13 protein-coding genes and 1 tRNA gene are annotated in these 16,292 nt (G+C 68.6%); 5 read left to right on the top strand and 9 right to left on the bottom strand.

Annotated elements, in window-relative coordinates; genetic code table 11:
* Positions 1-70 precede the first annotated feature (70 nt).
* The 3 genes from VMT40_RS05940 to VMT40_RS05930 are packed head-to-tail and all read left to right on the top strand — an operon-like array spanning position 71 to position 1,843.
* Positions 71-712 (top strand): aminodeoxychorismate/anthranilate synthase component II, encoded by a 642-nt coding sequence (locus VMT40_RS05940; protein ID WP_326356910.1) that lies wholly within the window; start codon positions 71-73, stop codon positions 710-712.
* 11 nt (positions 713-723) lie between these two features.
* Positions 724-1,392, top strand: a complete 669-nt coding sequence (locus VMT40_RS05935) for a RibD family protein (RefSeq protein ID WP_326357213.1) — start codon at positions 724-726, stop codon at positions 1,390-1,392.
* Positions 1,382-1,843 carry a dCMP deaminase gene (locus tag VMT40_RS05930; RefSeq protein ID WP_326356909.1) on the top strand — a complete coding sequence of 154 codons (462 nt, stop codon included), beginning with the start codon at positions 1,382-1,384 and terminating at the stop codon, positions 1,841-1,843. Before VMT40_RS05935 ends, VMT40_RS05930 begins: the two co-directional genes overlap by 11 nt.
* An 84-nt stretch (positions 1,844-1,927) precedes the next feature.
* On the opposite strand, the gene pknB is transcribed toward VMT40_RS05930, so the two are convergent.
* The 7 genes from pknB to VMT40_RS05895 form a co-directional block, all read right to left on the bottom strand.
* Positions 1,928-3,826, bottom strand: a complete 1,899-nt coding sequence (pknB, locus tag VMT40_RS05925) for a Stk1 family PASTA domain-containing Ser/Thr kinase (RefSeq protein ID WP_326356908.1) — start codon at positions 3,824-3,826, stop codon at positions 1,928-1,930.
* Positions 3,823-5,412, bottom strand: a complete 1,590-nt coding sequence (locus tag VMT40_RS05920; RefSeq protein WP_326356907.1) for a protein kinase domain-containing protein — start codon at positions 5,410-5,412, stop codon at positions 3,823-3,825. Before VMT40_RS05920 ends, pknB begins: the two co-directional genes overlap by 4 nt.
* A 34-nt stretch (positions 5,413-5,446) precedes the next feature.
* Entirely contained in the window at positions 5,447-6,922 is a 1,476-nt protein-coding gene (locus tag VMT40_RS05915; RefSeq protein ID WP_326356906.1) for a peptidoglycan D,D-transpeptidase FtsI family protein, read from the bottom strand.
* Positions 6,919-8,394, bottom strand: coding sequence for an FtsW/RodA/SpoVE family cell cycle protein (locus VMT40_RS05910; protein WP_326356905.1), 1,476 nt, complete (start codon positions 8,392-8,394; stop codon positions 6,919-6,921). The genes VMT40_RS05915 and VMT40_RS05910 overlap by 4 nt, the downstream gene beginning before the upstream one ends.
* The gene (locus VMT40_RS05905; RefSeq protein ID WP_326356904.1) at positions 8,394-9,905 is read right to left on the bottom strand and encodes a protein phosphatase 2C domain-containing protein; all 1,512 of its coding nucleotides are present in this window, start codon (positions 9,903-9,905) and stop codon (positions 8,394-8,396) included. The genes VMT40_RS05910 and VMT40_RS05905 overlap by 1 nt, the downstream gene beginning before the upstream one ends.
* Positions 9,902-10,369 (bottom strand): FHA domain-containing protein FhaB/FipA, encoded by a 468-nt coding sequence (locus VMT40_RS05900; RefSeq protein ID WP_040862589.1) that lies wholly within the window; start codon positions 10,367-10,369, stop codon positions 9,902-9,904. The genes VMT40_RS05905 and VMT40_RS05900 overlap by 4 nt, the downstream gene beginning before the upstream one ends.
* A gap of 229 nt (positions 10,370-10,598) precedes the next feature.
* On the bottom strand, positions 10,599-11,993 hold the full coding sequence (locus VMT40_RS05895; protein WP_326356903.1) for a DUF3662 and FHA domain-containing protein: 1,395 nt from the start codon (positions 11,991-11,993) through the stop codon (positions 10,599-10,601).
* A 293-nt stretch (positions 11,994-12,286) separates the two neighbouring features.
* Between VMT40_RS05895 and VMT40_RS05890 the strand changes: the two genes are divergently transcribed.
* Positions 12,287-12,369, top strand: a tRNA-Leu gene (locus VMT40_RS05890).
* A gap of 723 nt (positions 12,370-13,092) precedes the next feature.
* Here the strand turns inward: VMT40_RS05890 and VMT40_RS05885 are convergent.
* On the bottom strand, positions 13,093-14,124 hold the full coding sequence (locus VMT40_RS05885; RefSeq protein ID WP_326356902.1) for a stage II sporulation protein M: 1,032 nt from the start codon (positions 14,122-14,124) through the stop codon (positions 13,093-13,095).
* 72 nt (positions 14,125-14,196) lie between these two features.
* Between VMT40_RS05885 and VMT40_RS05880 the strand changes: the two genes are divergently transcribed.
* Entirely contained in the window at positions 14,197-14,997 is an 801-nt protein-coding gene (locus tag VMT40_RS05880; RefSeq protein ID WP_326356901.1) for an RDD family protein, read from the top strand.
* On the opposite strand, the gene VMT40_RS05875 is transcribed toward VMT40_RS05880, so the two are convergent.
* A complete protein-coding gene (locus VMT40_RS05875) occupies positions 14,975-16,291 on the bottom strand; it encodes a DUF58 domain-containing protein (protein ID WP_326356900.1) in 1,317 nt (438 codons plus the stop codon). The two genes, VMT40_RS05880 and VMT40_RS05875, sit on opposite strands and share 23 nt — an antisense overlap.
* Position 16,292: the final 1 nt, after the last annotated feature.

Genomic DNA, 16,292 nt, shown 5'->3' with positions numbered 1-16,292 from the left:
GGCGATTGTGGTGACACGGTTCGGCGGTATTGCATGCGACGGCGCGCGCCGGGGCAACTACTCTCGAATCATGCGTGTACTGGTCGTCGACAACTACGACAGCTTCGTGTTCAACCTGGTTCAGTATCTCGGACAGTTGGGTGTGGATGCCGAGGTCTGGCGCAACGACGATGATCGGCTCGCGGATGTGGATCAGGTCGTGCGGGATTTCGACGGGGTGTTGATCAGCCCCGGGCCGGGCAGTCCGGATCGCGCGGGCGCGAGCATTCCGCTGGTGCACGCCGCCGCGAAGCACGGCACCCCACTGCTCGGGGTGTGCCTGGGGCATCAGGCCATCGGTGAGGCGTTCGGCGCGACCGTGACCCGCGCCCCCGAACTGCTGCACGGCAAGACCAGTGAGGTCTTCCACATCGGCGCGGGCGTGCTGGCCGGGCTGCCCGACCCCTTCACCGCCACCCGCTACCACTCGTTGACCGTCCTCGAGGAGACCATGCCGCCGGAGCTGGAGGTGCTGGGCCGCACCGAATCCGGCATCGTCATGGCCCTGCGGCATCGCGATCTGCCCATCCACGGTGTGCAGTTCCACCCCGAATCCGTGCTCACCCAGGGCGGGCACCGCATGCTCGCCAACTGGCTGGGCGTGTGCGGCGCGCGTCCGGCGGAGGGACTGGTGCAGACCCTGGAGGCGGAGGTAGCGGCGCTGGCGTCATGAGGCCGCATGTCATGTTGTCGGTGGCCGTCAGCATCGACGGGTACATCGACGACGCGAGCCCGGATCGCCTGATGCTCTCCAACGCGGCCGATTTCGATCGCGTGGATGCCCTGCGCGCCGACTCGGATGCCATCCTCATCGGCGCGGAAACCCTGCGGCGGGACAATCCGCGCCTGCTGGTCAATAGCGCCGACCGGCGGCTGCATCGGGTCGCGGCGGGCAAGCCGGACCACCCGGTGCGCGTGATCGTCACCGCCGGTGGCGATCTCGATCCGGCGCTGCGCTTCTGGCACAGCGGCGGTGAACGGCTGGTCTACACCACCGATTCCGGGGCCGTCCGGATCGGTGACACCTTGCACGGCTTGGCCGAGGTCGTATCCCTGGGCGCGGCAATCGATTTCGGGGAACTCCTCGACGATCTGGGCAAACGCGGTGTCGCGCGGCTCATGGTCGAGGGCGGCGGTTCCATCCACACCGCGTTGCTGTCCGCCGGTCTGGCCGATGAGATCTGGATGGCCGTCGCGCCTTTGGTGGTCGGTGATCCGGCGGCCCCGCGCTTTCTCGGGCCCGCCGCCTTCCCGGGCGGGCCGAATCACCGTATGCAGTTGGCCGATGTCGGCCGCATCGGTGATATCGCGTTGCTGCGCTATCTGCCCAAGGAGGATTCCGATGTCGGATGAGGCGCGCCTGGATCGCGGATGGATGCGCCATGCCATCGGTCTGGCACGGCTGTGCCCGCACAGCGATACCGCCTTCGCGGTGGGCGCGGTGATCGTGGGCGCGGACGGGGTGGAGATCGAGCACGGTTGGTCGCGGGAGACCGATGAGAAGGTGCACGCGGAGGAATCGGCGCTGAACAAGCTGGAGCCGGACGATCCGCGGCTGCCGCACGCCACCCTCTACAGCACCCTGGAACCCTGCTCGCAGCGTGCCAGTCAGGATCGGTCGCCGTGCACGGATCGCATTCTGGCGGCGGGGATTCGGCGGGTGGTCATCGCCTGGCGCGAGCCCGCCACCTTCGTCGACAACTGTGTGGGCGTGGAGAAGCTGCGCGAGCACGGGGTGGAGGTCGTCGAACTGGACGATCTGGCCGACGAGGCGATGTCGATGAACCGGCATCTGCGCCTTTAGTTTTCAATCGCGAAGGTTTCACATGAAACAAGGGGCCCCGGGCAATGCCCGGGACCCCTTGCGCTGCACATCAGGACGACGGCATCACGGCGGGCCGAGCGACAGCACACCGGTCGTGATCGTCACGGTCTGCGTCTTGCCCAGCGCCGAGCCCGCGGTGGGCTGCTGGGCCAGGATGCGCCCCACCTCGCCCGCGTTCAGCGTGCTCATGGTGTTCTGGCTCATCTGACCGTTCCAGCCCTTCTGCCGCAACATGTCCACGGCCTGCGCCGGGGTCAGGCCGCGTAGATCCGGCATGGTCAACTGGTCGCCGCTGGAGACCTGCACGGTAATGCTGGACCCCTTGTCGGCCTGGGTGCCCGCGGCCGGATTGGTGGCGATGACCGTGCCCTTGGGCTGGTTGTTCGGCACCTCCTGGACGGTCACCTTGAATCCGGCGGTGTCGGCCAGCGTGGACTGCGCGACATCGATGCTCTGGCCCACCACATCGGGCACCCGCACCTTGTCCGGGCCGGAGCCGAGGGTGATGGTGATCTGGCTGTCGGAGTCGGCCTTCTGTCCCGCGTCGGGGGTCTGCGAGACGACCTTGTCCTTGTCCTCGGCGGCCGATGCCTCGTGCTTCACATCCGGATTCAGGCGCAGCCCTTGCGAATTCAGGGTCTGCTCGGCCTGCTGCTGGGTGAGCCCGGCCAGCTTCGGCACCGGCACCTGCTGCGGCCCGGCCGACACCTGAATGGTGACGGTGCTGCCCTTGGCGACCCGGGAACCGCCCAGCGGCTGGGTGGCGATGACATTGCCCTGCGCCACCTTGGGATCGTTCTTCTGCTGGATGGCGACCGTGAAACCGGCCTTCTCCAGATCCCGTTGCGCCAGCTGATAATTCTGATTGGCCACGTCCGGCACCGTGACCTGATCCGGCCGCGAGCCCGGCCCGATGAGCATCCAGCCCAGCACGCCCACCACCGCGACGGCGGCCGCGGCCAGGATGGCGATGAGCGCGGTGCGGCGGCGCGGATTCGCCTCGACGATCTCCTGTTCGGTGGTGTCGTCGCGGCGTTCGACGGTGCGGTAGCTGCGCGGCGGCGGCAGTTCGTCGTCGAAGCTGCGGTCCTCGTCGGTCATGATCATGGGCGCGGTGGGCTTCTGCCCGCCCAGCACCCGGATCAGGTCGGCGCGCATTTCCGCGGCCGTCTGATACCGGTTGGCCGGGTTCTTGCTCATGGCCTTGAGAATCACCGAGTCGAGTTCGCGCGGCACGCCCGGATGCACCTGCGACGGCAGCCGCGGATCCTCCCGCACGTGCTGGTAGGCCACCGCGACCGGGGAATCGCCGGTGAAAGGCGGTTCGCCGGTGAGGATCTCGTAGAGCACACAGCCCACCGAGTACACGTCCGAGCGGGCGTCCACCTGCTCGCCGCGGGCCTGCTCCGGCGAGAGGTACTGGGCGGTGCCGATGACGGCCGCCGTCTGCGTCATGGGATTGGAGCTGTCGGCGATGGCGCGGGCGATGCCGAAGTCCATCACCTTCACCGCGCCCGCCCGGTTGATCATGATGTTGGCGGGCTTCATGTCCCGGTGGACGATGCCGTTGCGGTGCGAGAAGTCCAGCGCCGCACACACATCGGCGATGACCTCCATGGCGCGCCGGGGCGGCAGCGGACCCTTGCCGCGCACGATGTCGCGCAGGGTGTCACCGTCCACGTACTCCATGACGATGTAGGGCAGCGGGCCGCCGTCCACCTCGGCCTCGCCGGTGTCGTACACCGCCACGATGGCCGGATGGTTCAGGGCGGCCGCGTTCTGCGCCTCGCGCTTGAAGCGCAGATAGAACGTGGGGTCGCGGGCCAGGTCGGCGCGCAGCACCTTGATCGCGACATCGCGGCCGAGCCGCAGATCCCGAGCCTTGTGGACCTCGGACATGCCGCCGAACCCGATGATCTCGCCCAGCTCGTAGCGGGAGGAGAGGTTCTTCGGGGTCGTCATGGCAATCCTTGCTGCGGGACTGTGGATGAATAGGGGTCCTGGTACATCGGACTGCGGTCACTGCCCGGACTCACACCGCCACCCGGGTTCGCGCCGCCGGGGTTCGCACCGGGAGTCACTGGCCATGATGGTATGTCGCCCTGCTGCCAGGGCCAGCGAGCGGTGGTGGTCGGTCGCTGCGAGGTCGTGGTCGGCGCGGTGGTCGTGGTCTTCTGCGGTGTGGTGGTGGTCGGCGGCGGCGTGGTCGTCGGCTCGGGCGTGGTGGTCGGCGGCGGCTCGTAGGTCGTCACCGGGGGCGGCGGCACCGGACGTTCGCGCGTCGTGGTGGTCGGTGTCGGCGTGGTGGTGCTCGGCGTCGCCACCGGCGGGGCGACCACCGCGCTGGTCCGCGCGGGCGGCGTGGACTCGTGAGTATTGCTGCTGGCCAAGACGATCCCGACACCGGCGAGGAGGATCAGCGCACCGACGGCCAGACCGGCCATCGCCTTCTGACCATTGGTGAACCGACCGCCGCCGGTCTTGTCGTCCGCGCCGGTGAAGGTCATCGGACCCACCGGCGTGCGCGGACCGGACATCACGGTGGTGGACCCGGTCGGCGCGATCGGCGGCCGCACGGCCTGCGGCGGCGGCGCGTAGCGCGTGGTGGCCTGATCGGCCCGGGCCCCCGGAATGATCATGGTCGGCCCGGGCGGCAGCACCCGGGTGGCCCCGGTCATGGACGGCGCCATGGGAATTCCGCCGGGCGGGGTGGGTCTGCGGCCCGAGCGCACCGCGGCCACCGCGTCGGCGAACTCGCCGCCGTCGGCGTAGCGCTGGGCCGGATTCTTGGCCATGGTGATCTCGATGAGCTCACGGACGTTCGGCGGCAGATCGGCGGGCAGCGGCGGCGGGGTCTCCCGCACGTGCTTCATGGCCACCGTCAGCGCGCCGTCACCGGTGAACGGCCGTGCGCCCGAGAAGGCTTCGTAGCCGACCACGCCGAGGGAGTACACGTCCGAGGCGGCGGTGGCGTCCTCGCCGGTGGCCTGCTCGGGCGCGATGTACTGGGCGGTGCCCATCACCATGCCGGTCTTGGTGACCGGGGAGGCGTCCACGGCCTTGGCGATGCCGAAGTCGGTGATCTTCACCTGACCGGTCGGCGTCACGAGAATGTTGCCCGGCTTCACATCCCGGTGCACGACCCCCGCCTGATGCGCGACCTGCAAGGCGCGCCCGGTCTGCTCGAGCATGTCCAGACCCTGCGCGACCGAGAGCCGGTTGAGCCGGGACAGCACCGCGTTGAGCGGTTCGCCCTGCACGTATTCCATGACCAGGTAGGCGATCTCGCCGCCGGACGGGTCCTGGGTCTCGCCGTAGTCGTAGATGCTCGCGATGCCGGGGTGGTTCAGCTGCGCGGTGGTCCGCGCCTCGGTACGGAAACGCTGCCGGAAGGTCGGATCCGTGGAGAACTCCGCCTTGAGCACCTTCACCGCGACCCGGCGGTCCAGCCGGGTGTCCAGCGCTTCCCAGACCTGGCCCATGCCGCCGGTGGCGATCAGCCGCTGCAGCCGGTACCGGTCCGCGATCATCGCACCGTTGTTCAGCATTCTCGACCCTGTCTACCTTGCACTTTCATGTCGTTCAGCCCCCCAGCCCGGCGTCCAGCACCGCCCGGGCGATCGGCGCGGCGACGGAGCCGCCCGTCGCGGCCAGGGCGCGGTCGCCACCGTTCTCCACGATCACCGCGATCGCGATCTTCGGGTTCTGCGCCGGTGCGAAGGCGATGTACCAGGCATGCGGCGGGGTGTTGCGCGGATCGTTGCCGTGCTCGGCCGTACCGGTCTTGGACGCGATCTGGTACGAGCGCGGCTGAGTCCCTCCCTGTGTGTTCTTCTCCGACTCCAGCATCAGATTGGTGATCTGGGTTGCCACCTGCGGGGTGACCGCCTGACCCACCGAGGTCGGCTTGGTGGTCTCCAGCGTGCTCAGGTCGGGCGCCTGCAGCTGGTCCACCAGATACGGCTTCATCCGCACGCCGCCATTGGCGATGGTGGCCGCGACGACCGCGTTGTCGAGCGGGGTGAGCGCCACATCGCGCTGTCCGATGCTGGACTGGGCCATGGCCGCACTGTCGGGAATGGTGCCGACGGTGCTGTCCGCCCACGGGATCGGAATATTGGGATGCTGGGTCCCGATTCCGAACGCGTTGGCCTCGTCCTTGAGTTTGGCCGCGCCCACCTTCATACCGAGCTCCGCGAAGGCGGTGTTACACGAGTACTTGAAAGCCTCGGTGAGAGAAGCGGTTTGGGCGTCGCCGGGACCGCAGTGGCTGCCGTTGTAGTTCTCCAGCGTGGTGGCGGTGTCGGGCAGCGTGATGCGCGGCGCGGCGGTGAACTGATCGTCCGGCTTGGCGATGCCATTGGACAGCGCGGCCGCGGTCACGATCACCTTGAAGGTCGAACCCGGCGGATAGGTCTGCGACACGGCGCGATTCAGCATGGGCTGGCGCGGATCCTGCTGCAGCTGCTCCCAGGTCTTCTGGGTCGCCGCGCCATCGTGCCCGGCCAGCAGGTTCGGGTCGTACGACGGCGTGGACACCATTGTCAGGATGCGACCGGTGCTCGGCTCGATGGCCACCACCGAACCGGTCAGGTTCTTGGCGGTCAGCTGCTCGTAGGCCACCTTCTGCATGACCGGGTTGAGCGTGGTCACCACATTGCCGCCGCGCGGATCCCGGCCGGAGATCATATCGATGAGCCGTCGCCCGAAAAGGCTGTTGTCCGAACCGTTCAGCACCGAATCCTCGGCGTGCTCGAGCCCGTTGCTGCCGTACTGCATCGAGTAGTAGCCGGTGGCGGGCGCGTAGGCCAGCGGATCGGTCGGGTAGGTGCGCAGGTACTTGTAGCGGTCGTCGGTGGCCACCGAACTCGCCAGCACCGTGCCGGAGGCGGAGATCTGGCCGCGCTGACGCGCGTACTCGTCCAACAGGACGCGCACATTGCGCGGATCGTTGCGCAGGCTGTCCGCCTTGAACACCTGCACGTAGGTGGCATTGGCCAGCAGCGCGACGATCATCACCATGACCGCCAGCGCCACCCGGCGCAGAGGCGTGTTCACGCGGCACCCCCCTCTACCTTGCGCAGCAATTGCGTCGACGCGTCGGCGATCGGGACGACCGGCTCGGCCCGCTTGCGCGCGGGGGCCGGACGCCGCGCGGCGTCGGACACCTTGATCAGCAGACCCAGCAGCACGTAGTTGGCCAGCAACGACGAACCGCCGTAGGACATGAACGGCGTGGTGAGACCGGTCAGCGGAATCAGCTTGGTGACACCGCCGACCACCACGAACACCTGGATGGCGATGGTGAAGGCCAGACCCGCGGCCAGCAGCTTGCCGAAACTGTCGCGAATGGCCAGCGCGGTGCGGATGCCGCGAATGGTGAACACGCAGAACAACATCAGGATGGCGGTCAGCCCGATCAGGCCGAGCTCCTCCCCGATCGCGGAGATGATGAAGTCGGTCTTGGCGAACGGCACCTGCGAGGGCCGCCCGCTACCCAGCCCGGTCCCGGCCAATCCGCCGGTGGCCAGCCCGAACAGCGACTGCGAGATCTGATAGCCGGTATTGGAGTAGTCGGCGAAGGGATGCAGCCAGGTCTCCACCCGCACCCGCACATGCCCGAACATGTTGTAGGCGAACACGAATCCGATCATCAGCAGCACCATGCCGACCACGACCCAGCCCACCCGCTCGGTCGCGATGTAGAGCATGCACAGCACCGTGCAGAAGATCAGCAGGCAGGTGCCCAGATCCTTCTCCACCACCAGCACGCCCACCGAGAGCATCCACACCAGCAGCACCGGACCCATATCGCGCATGCGCGGCAACTCCATGCCGAACACGTGCTTGCCCGCACCGGTGAACAGGTCGCGCTTGGACACCAGCACGCCCGCGAAGAACACGATCAGCGCGATCTTGGCGAACTCGCCGGGCTGAACGCTGAAGCCGGGCAGGCGAATCCAGATCTTCGCGCCGTTCACCATCGAATACCGATCCGGCAGCACCGCGGGCAGTGCCAGCGCGATCACGCCGATCAGCCCGAGGGTGTAGGCGTAGCGGGCCAGGCTCCGGTAGTCCCGCAGCGCGATCAACAACCCCATGAAAACCACCATCCCCAACCCCGTCCACAGCACCTGCTGGTTGGCGTCGGGGGAGGGGATGGGCAGGGAGGCGAAGGCGGCGTCCTGGGCCTGTGCTAGGTCGACGCGGTGAATGATCACCAGGCCCAACCCGTTCAGCAGCGCCGCGATCGGTAGTAGGAGGGGATCCGCGAAGGCCGCGAACCGCCGCACCGCCAGATGCGCGACACCGAACAGGGCCAGATACGCGGCACCGAGTTTGGCGATCTCCCAGGTGATCGCCTGCTCCTGACTGGCCTCCACCAGCACCAGCGACACCGTCGTGATGACGGCGGCCAGACCCAGCAGCAACAACTCGACATTGCGCCGGGTGGCGGGCGGCGGCGCAGGAGCGAATCCGCCGGGCGGACTGGGGAAGGCCCCAGTGGACGGCGGTGCCGGTGCGGACATCAGTCCGCCATCCTGCAGTTCTGCCCCGGAGTCTGCGGAGCCGTGGTGGTGGTGACAGGAGCGGTCGGCTGGTCGGACTTGTGGGGTTCCAGGGTGTGGGGCTCGCCGGTGCGCTCACCGCCGGTGAGGCCGCCGGGCGTGGCCGGGGTGGTCGGCGCGGCGGGCGTGGTGGTGACCGCGCCGCCCGGCTGATTCGGGTCGGTGGCGGGCGGGGGCACCGGGGTGCTCGGCGCGGGCGGCTGCGGCTTCTCACACGGCGGCAGCAGCTCGGTCTGCACCAGATTGCGGATCTGCTTCACGGCATCGTCGCGCGAGCCCGGCGGCAGACCCTTGTCGACCGAATCCCGGCCGCTGGGGCGAAGATCGTTGCGGGTCAACTGGGCGCACCCGGCGGGAAACTTGTCACCGGCCCCGGTCAGCGTCAATTCGCCCGCGCGCGTGACACATCCGACCTGATCCACATCGCGAATCGAGTAGCCCAGCACCGAACCGGGCAGGCCGCGCAGCACGACCACCTTCTCGCCGTCCACGCCGACGTAGTAGTTGCTGCGAATCATGTTGTAGCCCACCGTGAGACCCGCGCCCACGGCCACCAGCAGGGCCAGCGAGAGCGCCAGCCAGCGCAGCTTGTGACTCTTCTTGGGCGGTTCGGGTTCGGGCGTCTGCATCGCGCGGCGCGGGGTGGCGCGCGGCGGGCGCATGGCGGCGGCCCGGCCCGCGGCGGTGTTCGGCGGGGGCGTGTCCTCGTCCTCACCCGACGCCGCGCCCGCCACGATGGGGTGGCTCTGGCCGTAGTCCAGGTCGATGACGTCGGCGACCACCACGGTCACATTGTCGGGACCGCCACTGCGCAGGGCCAATTCGATGAGCCGGTCCGCCGCCTCGTCGGTGGTGCCCTCGCGCAGGGTGTTGGCGATGGTCTCGTCGCTGACCACGTCCGAGAGACCGTCCGAGCACAGCAGGTACCGGTCCCCGGCCCGCGCCTCGCGCACCACCAGGGTGGGATCGATCTCGTTGCCGGTCAGCGCGCGCATGATGAGCGAGCGCTGCGGATGAGTGTGGGCCTGCTCCGGCGTGATTCGGCCCTCGTCCACCAGCGACTGCACGAAGGTGTCGTCGCGGGTGATCTGGGTCAGCTGACCCTCGCGGAGCATGTAGGCGCGGGAGTCGCCGATGTGGGCGAGGCCGAGTTTGCGCCCGGCGAACAGGATGGCGGTGAGCGTGGTGCCCATGCCGTCGAGTTCCGGCTCCTCCTCGACCTGGTCGGCGATGGCGGCATTGCCCTCGTGCACAGCACGATTGAGCTTGCCGAGCAGATCGTCTCCGGGTTCGTCGTCGTCCAGATGCGCCAGCGCGGCGATCATCAGCTGCGAGGCGACCTCACCGGCGGCGTGGCCGCCCATGCCGTCGGCCAGCGCGAGCAGTCGCGCGCCCGCGTAGACGGAATCCTCGTTGTTGGCTCGGACGAGACCACGGTCGCTACGCGCTGCGTAGCGGAGAACAAGAGTCACGATCGCAGCTCGATCACTGTCTTGCCGACACGGACAGGGGTGCCGAGCGGAACTCGCACCGGAGTGGTGACCTTCGACCGGTCGAGGTAGGTCCCATTGGTGGAACCGAGATCCTCGACATACCAATCCTCACCGCGCGGAGACAGCCGCGCGTGGCGGGTGGAGGCGTAGTCGTCGGTGAGGACCAAAGTGGAGTCGTCGGCACGCCCGATCAGCACCGGCTGCGTGCCGAGCGAGATACGGGTACCGGCGAGAGAACCCTGAGTCACCACGAGATATTTGGCGCCCTTCTGGCCCCGGCGAAACGATGGGAGCACCGCGGAACCGCCTGCGGCCCGAGGCGCGACCCGGAGGCCGGATGCCGCGTAGATATCGCTGCGCAGGGTCCGGAGCACCGCCCACACGAACAGCCACAGCAACAGCAGGAACCCCGCACGGGTCAATTGCAGGATCAGTCCCTGCACGGTGCTCCACCTCCTGTTCGACCGTGTCGTAGGTACGGGCAAGTTACGGAGGTATGGCTCCGTGACCCCCAACCGGTGTGTTGCTGGTCAGCGTCGGTGCTCTGCTGGTTAGCGCGACCAGACTCCGCCGCGAGTGTTGGCAGCATCATAGGGCCGTCGACCGGTTGCGATCACGATACGACCGAGGAATTCCTAGCCATATCGTGACCTGCACCGCGAGCTTACGGGATCAGACGATCCGGATCAGGATCTCGGAATGTCCGGCGCGGATCACATCCCCGTCGGCCAGCTGCCAATCCTGGACGGGTGACCCGTTGACCAGCGTGCCATTGGTCGAACCGAGGTCCGAGAGCATCGCGGTCTGGCCGTCCCAGCGAACCTCGATGTGCCGCCGGGAAACTCCGGTATCCGGCAGTCGGAAGTGCGCGTCCTGGCCGCGGCCGATGATGTTGCTGCCCTCGCGCAACTGGTAGGTGCGCCCGGAGCCGTCGTCCAGCTGCAGCGTGGCCGAGTAGCTCGAGCCGCCGCGAGCGGGCGCGGCACCCGCGCCGTAGCCGCCCTGCTGGCCGTAGCCCGGCTGCCCGTAGCCCGGCTCGTCGCCGTAACCGGCCTGATCCGGGTACTGGTCGTAGCCCTGCTGGCCGTAACCCTGCTGGCCGTAGCCCGGCTCGGCGTAACCCTGCTGGCCGTAGCCGCCCTGGTCCGCGTAGCCCGGCTGGCCGTAGCCCGGCTGCTGGCCGTAGCCCGGCTCGGCATAGCCCTGCTGGCCATAGCCCTGGTCGGCGTAGCCCTGCTCGTAGCCGTGCTGCTGGCCGTACGCCTGATCGGCGTAGCCCGGCTGCTGGCCGTAGGCCTGCTCGGACTGGCCGTAGCCCGCCTGCCCGTAGCCCTGGTCGGCGTAGCCCTGCTGGCCGTACCCGCCGCCCTGCTGCTGGTAGTCGTAGCCGTTCTGGTACTCGCCGTAGCCCTGCTCGGACTGGCCGTAGCCGCCCTGCTCGTAGCCCTGCTGCTGGCCACCGCGGCCGTAATCGGCGTACCCCTGCTGCCCGGGGCGGCCCGCAGGCGGGGGCGCGTACCCGCGGTTCCGCGGATCGGACTCCGCGGGCTCACGGCTTGGGTCGTAGCCTGAGTTCTGCGTCATGGGGCCAGCTCCTGGTTGCGGGTTGGGTCGTTGTGGACGTTCAGGTCCCGGTGACGGGCCTGCCCGCCCACCCGCGTCCGGATCCACCCGGCCGCGTGTCCTGAACTGTCCGGTGTGCAGCGTAGGGGATGCCTCGAACTCCACGTGCACTTCGCCGTAGGTCTGCCACCCTTGCTCACGGATGTAATCCTGCAGATGTTTGGTGAATGCGCGCTTGGTGAGCTCGTAATCCTGCGCGGCCAGATCGCGTTCCGGCTGGCCCTCACCCGCCACGAGCTGCCGTAGATCGGACTCGTTGACGGTGATGACGTAGCTGTTGGGCGCCAAGAGATGGCCCCCGCCGAGATCCTGGACATGGTCGGCGGCCTCACGCTGCAGTGCGGCCTCGACCTCCTGGGGTACCACGCTCCCGCCGAAGGCGCGGGCGAACACATCCCCGACAGCCCCCTGGAGACGGCGTTCGAATCGGGAAACGATCCCCATTGAGCCCCCTCCCTTCCAGGGTTTCGACGCTCCCGCGCGAGGAAGCGTGCGTCGTGTCGTTCGTGACCGGCCGTGGCATGCGCGATGCATCCGAAGTGGCAACACGCAGACATGGCGTGTCGCCGCAGGGACACGGTGATTGCATGATATCCACGATCGTCCACACCTGTAACTCTTGGCGGCGAGCCAAGGTTCCCGGGTCGTAGCTACATCACGATCTCGCCCGCGTACCCCCGATAACCAGGCGATTTCGTTTTGGCCCGTACCCCGTGATAACTTTCTTCTCGTCGCTCGGGCGAGTGGCGGAATGGCAGACGCGCTGGCTTCAGGTGCCAGTGTCCGTAAGGACGTGGGGGTTCAAGTCCCCCTTCGCCCACCGAGAAGGCCCCGATCCAATGGATCGGGGCCTTCTGCTATGTCCGGGCCGGGTTCGCGGTCCGGTGTGCGCGACCGAGTCCTCGCCGCGCGGATTCCGCTCGGTGAGACTCGGAAATTCCCAGGTCAAACCGGATGTGACGAAGATCGCACACCCTGGTGGGGGAGGGTCGCCGGAGGCGTTGCCGGAGGGTGATTTCGGGCCGTCACGGGGGTGAAAATCGTTTGCCGGAAGATGCCGTTTGGGGTATGCGTCCGATTACGTCCGGGCAATGCCTGATGATCATTTGGCTAAAACGGTGCCAAACAAACTTTCGGTTTGTTTGATCTGTGGCGATCGGTGGGCAAACGGCGCTAGCTGCGACGAAACGCCAGCTTAACGTGGGTTGAACCGATGGTTAGCGGAAAACTTGCGCCTTTTTCGCAAACCTTTCGGCGAGGTTCGAAACGCATCGCGCGCAAGGGGTTGAAACTCGGGTCCGAAGGCGACCGCAAGTCTAGTTTTCTGGGCTCGGGCAGACCGTCCGCTAAGTGGATGCCGAGAATTAGCGATCTTGCCGGGTTCCCCACGGGGAAGGGGTGTTTCGCCTGGTCGCTATATACGCTTGCGGGGCAAGTCGGAGGTTGCGTAGCCATAACGATTGTGTAGAGTCATCGGCAACGCTGGCCGCAGCTGAGCCGGACTCGCTGCGGCCAGTGGAACTCAATCCGAACGGTTCCGCGACTACGAAGTCGCCACTCCCACAACCGGTTCCGGACCCTTCTCGATCGAATAGCCCGTGATGTGCTCCGGGCGATCCGCCGCCTCCAGCTCCCGCACCGCGATCCTGCCGCGCCCGAGGACGTAGCCGAGGAAGCCGAGTTCGGCCAGCGCCCCGATACCGACCCGCAGTGCGGTGGGCAGTCCGCTGGGCGTCACGAAGCCCTCCAGGAAGCCGGAAACCAGCAGCACGCCCACCAGTCCGAGGGCGATCACGGCCGTCGCCCGGCCCTGTCGGGCCAGCGCCCGCGCCCGGCTCTCCCGGCCCGGATCGATCAGCGTCCAGCCCAGCTTCAGACCGGCCCCGCCCGCCACGAAAACGGCTGTGAGCTCCAGCATTCCGTGCGGCAGCAGCCAGCCGAAGAACGGGCCCAAGCGTCCGGCCGCGGCCATCAATCCGGCACTGATTCCGAGGTTCAGCGCGTTCATGAACAGCATGTAGACCGCGGGCAGGATGAGCACGCCGAGGAACAGCACCGTGGCCGACACCCACGCGTTGTTGGTCCACACCTTGGCGGCGAACGCGTCGTGCGAATGCTCGTAGTAGTAGGTCTCGAATTCGCCACCGGGGCGTGTCAAGGCATCTGTATCCGTGTCCAGTCCGAGATGTCGGCGCGCGGCCTCGGAATTGGCCACCCAGGCCCCGAGCGCGGCCGAACCGATCAGGAACACCGACGCCACCGACACCCACCAGGACCAGGCCCGGTACACGGCGGCGGGGAAGCGGTGGGTGAAGAAGTAGCCGATCTCCCGCAGGGTGTCGATGCGGGCGCTCAGTATGCGACCCCGTGCCCGGGTCAGCACGGCCGAAAGTCCGGCGATGAGTTCGGGATCCGCCTCGCGGGTCTGCAGGCGCGCCAGCTGCTGCGACGCCAGCCGGTACCGCCGCACCAGCTCGTCGGCCTCCGCGCCGGTGAGTCGCTTGCCGCGCGAGGCCAGTTGGTCGAGCCGATCCCATTCGGGCTTGTGCACGAACGTGTAGGCGTCCAGATCCATCGGTACCCCTCCTGCGCTGACGCTGACAGAATGCTATCCATCGCGATCTCACCCGGCGGAGGAAGACGACCCATGGCTTTGTTCACCACCGGCGAGGCCGTCGCCGTCGAACTGCCCATCGCGCGGATTCCGACCCGGGCGGCCGCGTTCCTGCTCGATCTCATCCTCCAGCTCATCATCGGAATCCTGTTGACGCTGCTGTTCATCGCGCTGCTGGTGTGGGCGGGCGCGGATTCGGCGTGGCGCGATGCCGCGGTGCTGGTGGCCGGGGTGAGCGCGTTGATCGGGTATCCGGTGCTGTTCGAGACGTTCTCGCGCGGGCGGTCGGTGGGGAAGATGGCGGTCGGGCTGCGCGTGGTGCGCGTCGACGGTGGGCCCATCGACTTCCGGCACGCGGTGACGCGGGGGCTGGCCGGAATCGTGGACTTCTGGATGCTGGGCACGGGGCTGATCGCCATCGTGGTGTCGATGTGCTCACCGCAGGCGCGGCGGGTCGGGGACGCGCTGGCGGGGACCGTGGTGGTGCACGATCGCAGCCGCCTGCCCTTCGCCGCGCTGGCAGCGCCGCCGCCGTGGCTGGCGGGGTGGGCGCGGCAGCTCGATATGTCCGGTCTCCCCGATGATTTGGCGTTGTCGATGCGCAAGTACCTGCTGCGCTTCCGGACCCTCACCCCGGAGGTCCAGGATCAGCTGGGGCGGGCACTGGTGATCGCGGTGTGCGCGCGGCTGTGCACGCCGCCGCCGAACGGATATCCGCCCCTGCACATTCTGGGCGCGGTGCTGGCCGAGCGGCAGCGCCGGGCGATTCAGTCCCGTCCCCCGGCGGCGTCAGCGCCCCCCGGACTCCCGGCTACAGCGCTCCGGTCTGCTTGAGTTCTAGGTATTCGTCCGCCAGCGCTTCGGGCAGCCGGTCGGGTGCGGCGGCAATGACGCGGACGCCCCTGCGGCGCAGGGTTTCCCGGGCCACGGCGTGTTCGGCGATGACATTCTCGGCGGCGGCCGCGGCATACAGGTCGTCCAGGCCCGAGCGCCGGTTCGCGGCGGCCGCCACCTCCGGATCGGTCACCGAGACCACCAGCACGCGATGGCGTTCGGCCAGCACCGGCAGCACCGGGAGCAGGCCCTCCTGGACGGTCGCGGCATCGAGGTGGGTGAACCAGACCACCAGGCTGCGGCGGCGGGCCCGCTGCAGCGTCGCCCGCAGCAGGCCCTGGTAGTCGGTGTCGACCAGTTCGGGGGTGAGTCCGGCCAGCGCGTGCATGAGCTTGACCTGCAGGCGTTTTCCGCCGATGCCGCGTACCTCGGTGCGCACCCGGCGGTCGTAGGCCAGCAGGTCGACCGAGTCGCCGCCCGCGGCCGCGAGCCCGCCCAGCAGCAGGGCCGCCTCGATGCTGGCGTCCAGGCGGGTGCCCGCACCGCCGCCCGTCCCCGCGGAGCCGACCCGGCCCGCGCTCACCCGGCCGGTGTCCAGCACCATGACCACGTGGCGATTGCGCTCCGGCCGCCAGGTGCGCACCAGCACGTCATGGGCGCGCGCGGTGGCCCGCCAGTCGATGGTGCGGACGTCGTCGCCCGCCACATATTCACGGAACGAATCGAATTCGGTGCCCTGGCCGCGAATCGTGGTGGTGTTGCGGCCCTCCAGCTGCTGCAGCTGCCGGACCTTCGAGGCCAGCAGCCGCTCACTGCGGAACGGGGGCAGCGCCCGCAGCCGCGCGGGCACCTCCCGGCGCACCTGGCGTCCGGCCACGCCCAGCGGGCCGAGCAGGCGCAGCGTCACCGGACCGGCCACCCGGTCGCCGTGATAGTCCGGGGTCAACTCGGTGTGCACGCGAATCCTGGTGTTGGGCGGCAGATTCAGCGCGTGGGTGCGGTGGCGGGCGTGCGCGCTCGGCGGCCAGTCGTCCCACAGCGTGCCGCGTGCCGTGCGTGTACCGGTATTGAGCACCGCCAATTCCACCTCGATGCTGCGGCCGGTGCGCACGGTGGTGATCGGCTCCCGCGAAAGCTCCAGTGCGCCCGGTGATCCCAGGGCGGCCAGATCGACGGCGATGAGCGCGGCCAGCGCCAGGGTGGCCACGCCGACGCCGAGCCACGACGGCAGCACCAGGGTGACGAACAGGGCCGCGAGCACCGCCGCCGCGGCCAGCCGTCCGGTGACGACCACG

The organism is Nocardia sp. CDC160 (genome assembly GCF_035818795.1).
In the GTDB taxonomy this organism is placed as follows: domain Bacteria; phylum Actinomycetota; class Actinomycetes; order Mycobacteriales; family Mycobacteriaceae; genus Nocardia.
The sequence above is the reverse complement of the archived record's forward strand: the minus strand, read 5'-3'. Positions and strand labels throughout refer to the sequence as shown.

Bases quoted from the DNA above. Each gene is read 5' to 3' on its own strand.
- VMT40_RS05940 (WP_326356910.1), top strand. From the start codon at position 71: ATGCGTGTACTGGTCGTCGACAACTACGACAGCTTCGTGTTCAACCTG.
- VMT40_RS05935 (WP_326357213.1), top strand. From the start codon at position 724: ATGTTGTCGGTGGCCGTCAGCATCGACGGGTACATCGACGACGCGAGC.
- VMT40_RS05930 (WP_326356909.1), top strand. From the start codon at position 1,382: ATGTCGGATGAGGCGCGCCTGGATCGCGGATGGATGCGCCATGCCATC.
- pknB (WP_326356908.1), bottom strand. From the start codon at position 3,826: ATGACGACCCCGAAGAACCTCTCCTCCCGCTACGAGCTGGGCGAGATC.
- VMT40_RS05920 (WP_326356907.1), bottom strand. From the start codon at position 5,412: ATGCTGAACAACGGTGCGATGATCGCGGACCGGTACCGGCTGCAGCGG.
- VMT40_RS05910 (WP_326356905.1), bottom strand. From the start codon at position 8,394: ATGTCCGCACCGGCACCGCCGTCCACTGGGGCCTTCCCCAGTCCGCCC.
- VMT40_RS05895 (WP_326356903.1), bottom strand. From the start codon at position 11,993: ATGGGGATCGTTTCCCGATTCGAACGCCGTCTCCAGGGGGCTGTCGGG.
- VMT40_RS05885 (WP_326356902.1), bottom strand. From the start codon at position 14,124: ATGGATCTGGACGCCTACACGTTCGTGCACAAGCCCGAATGGGATCGG.
- VMT40_RS05880 (WP_326356901.1), top strand. From the start codon at position 14,197: ATGGCTTTGTTCACCACCGGCGAGGCCGTCGCCGTCGAACTGCCCATC.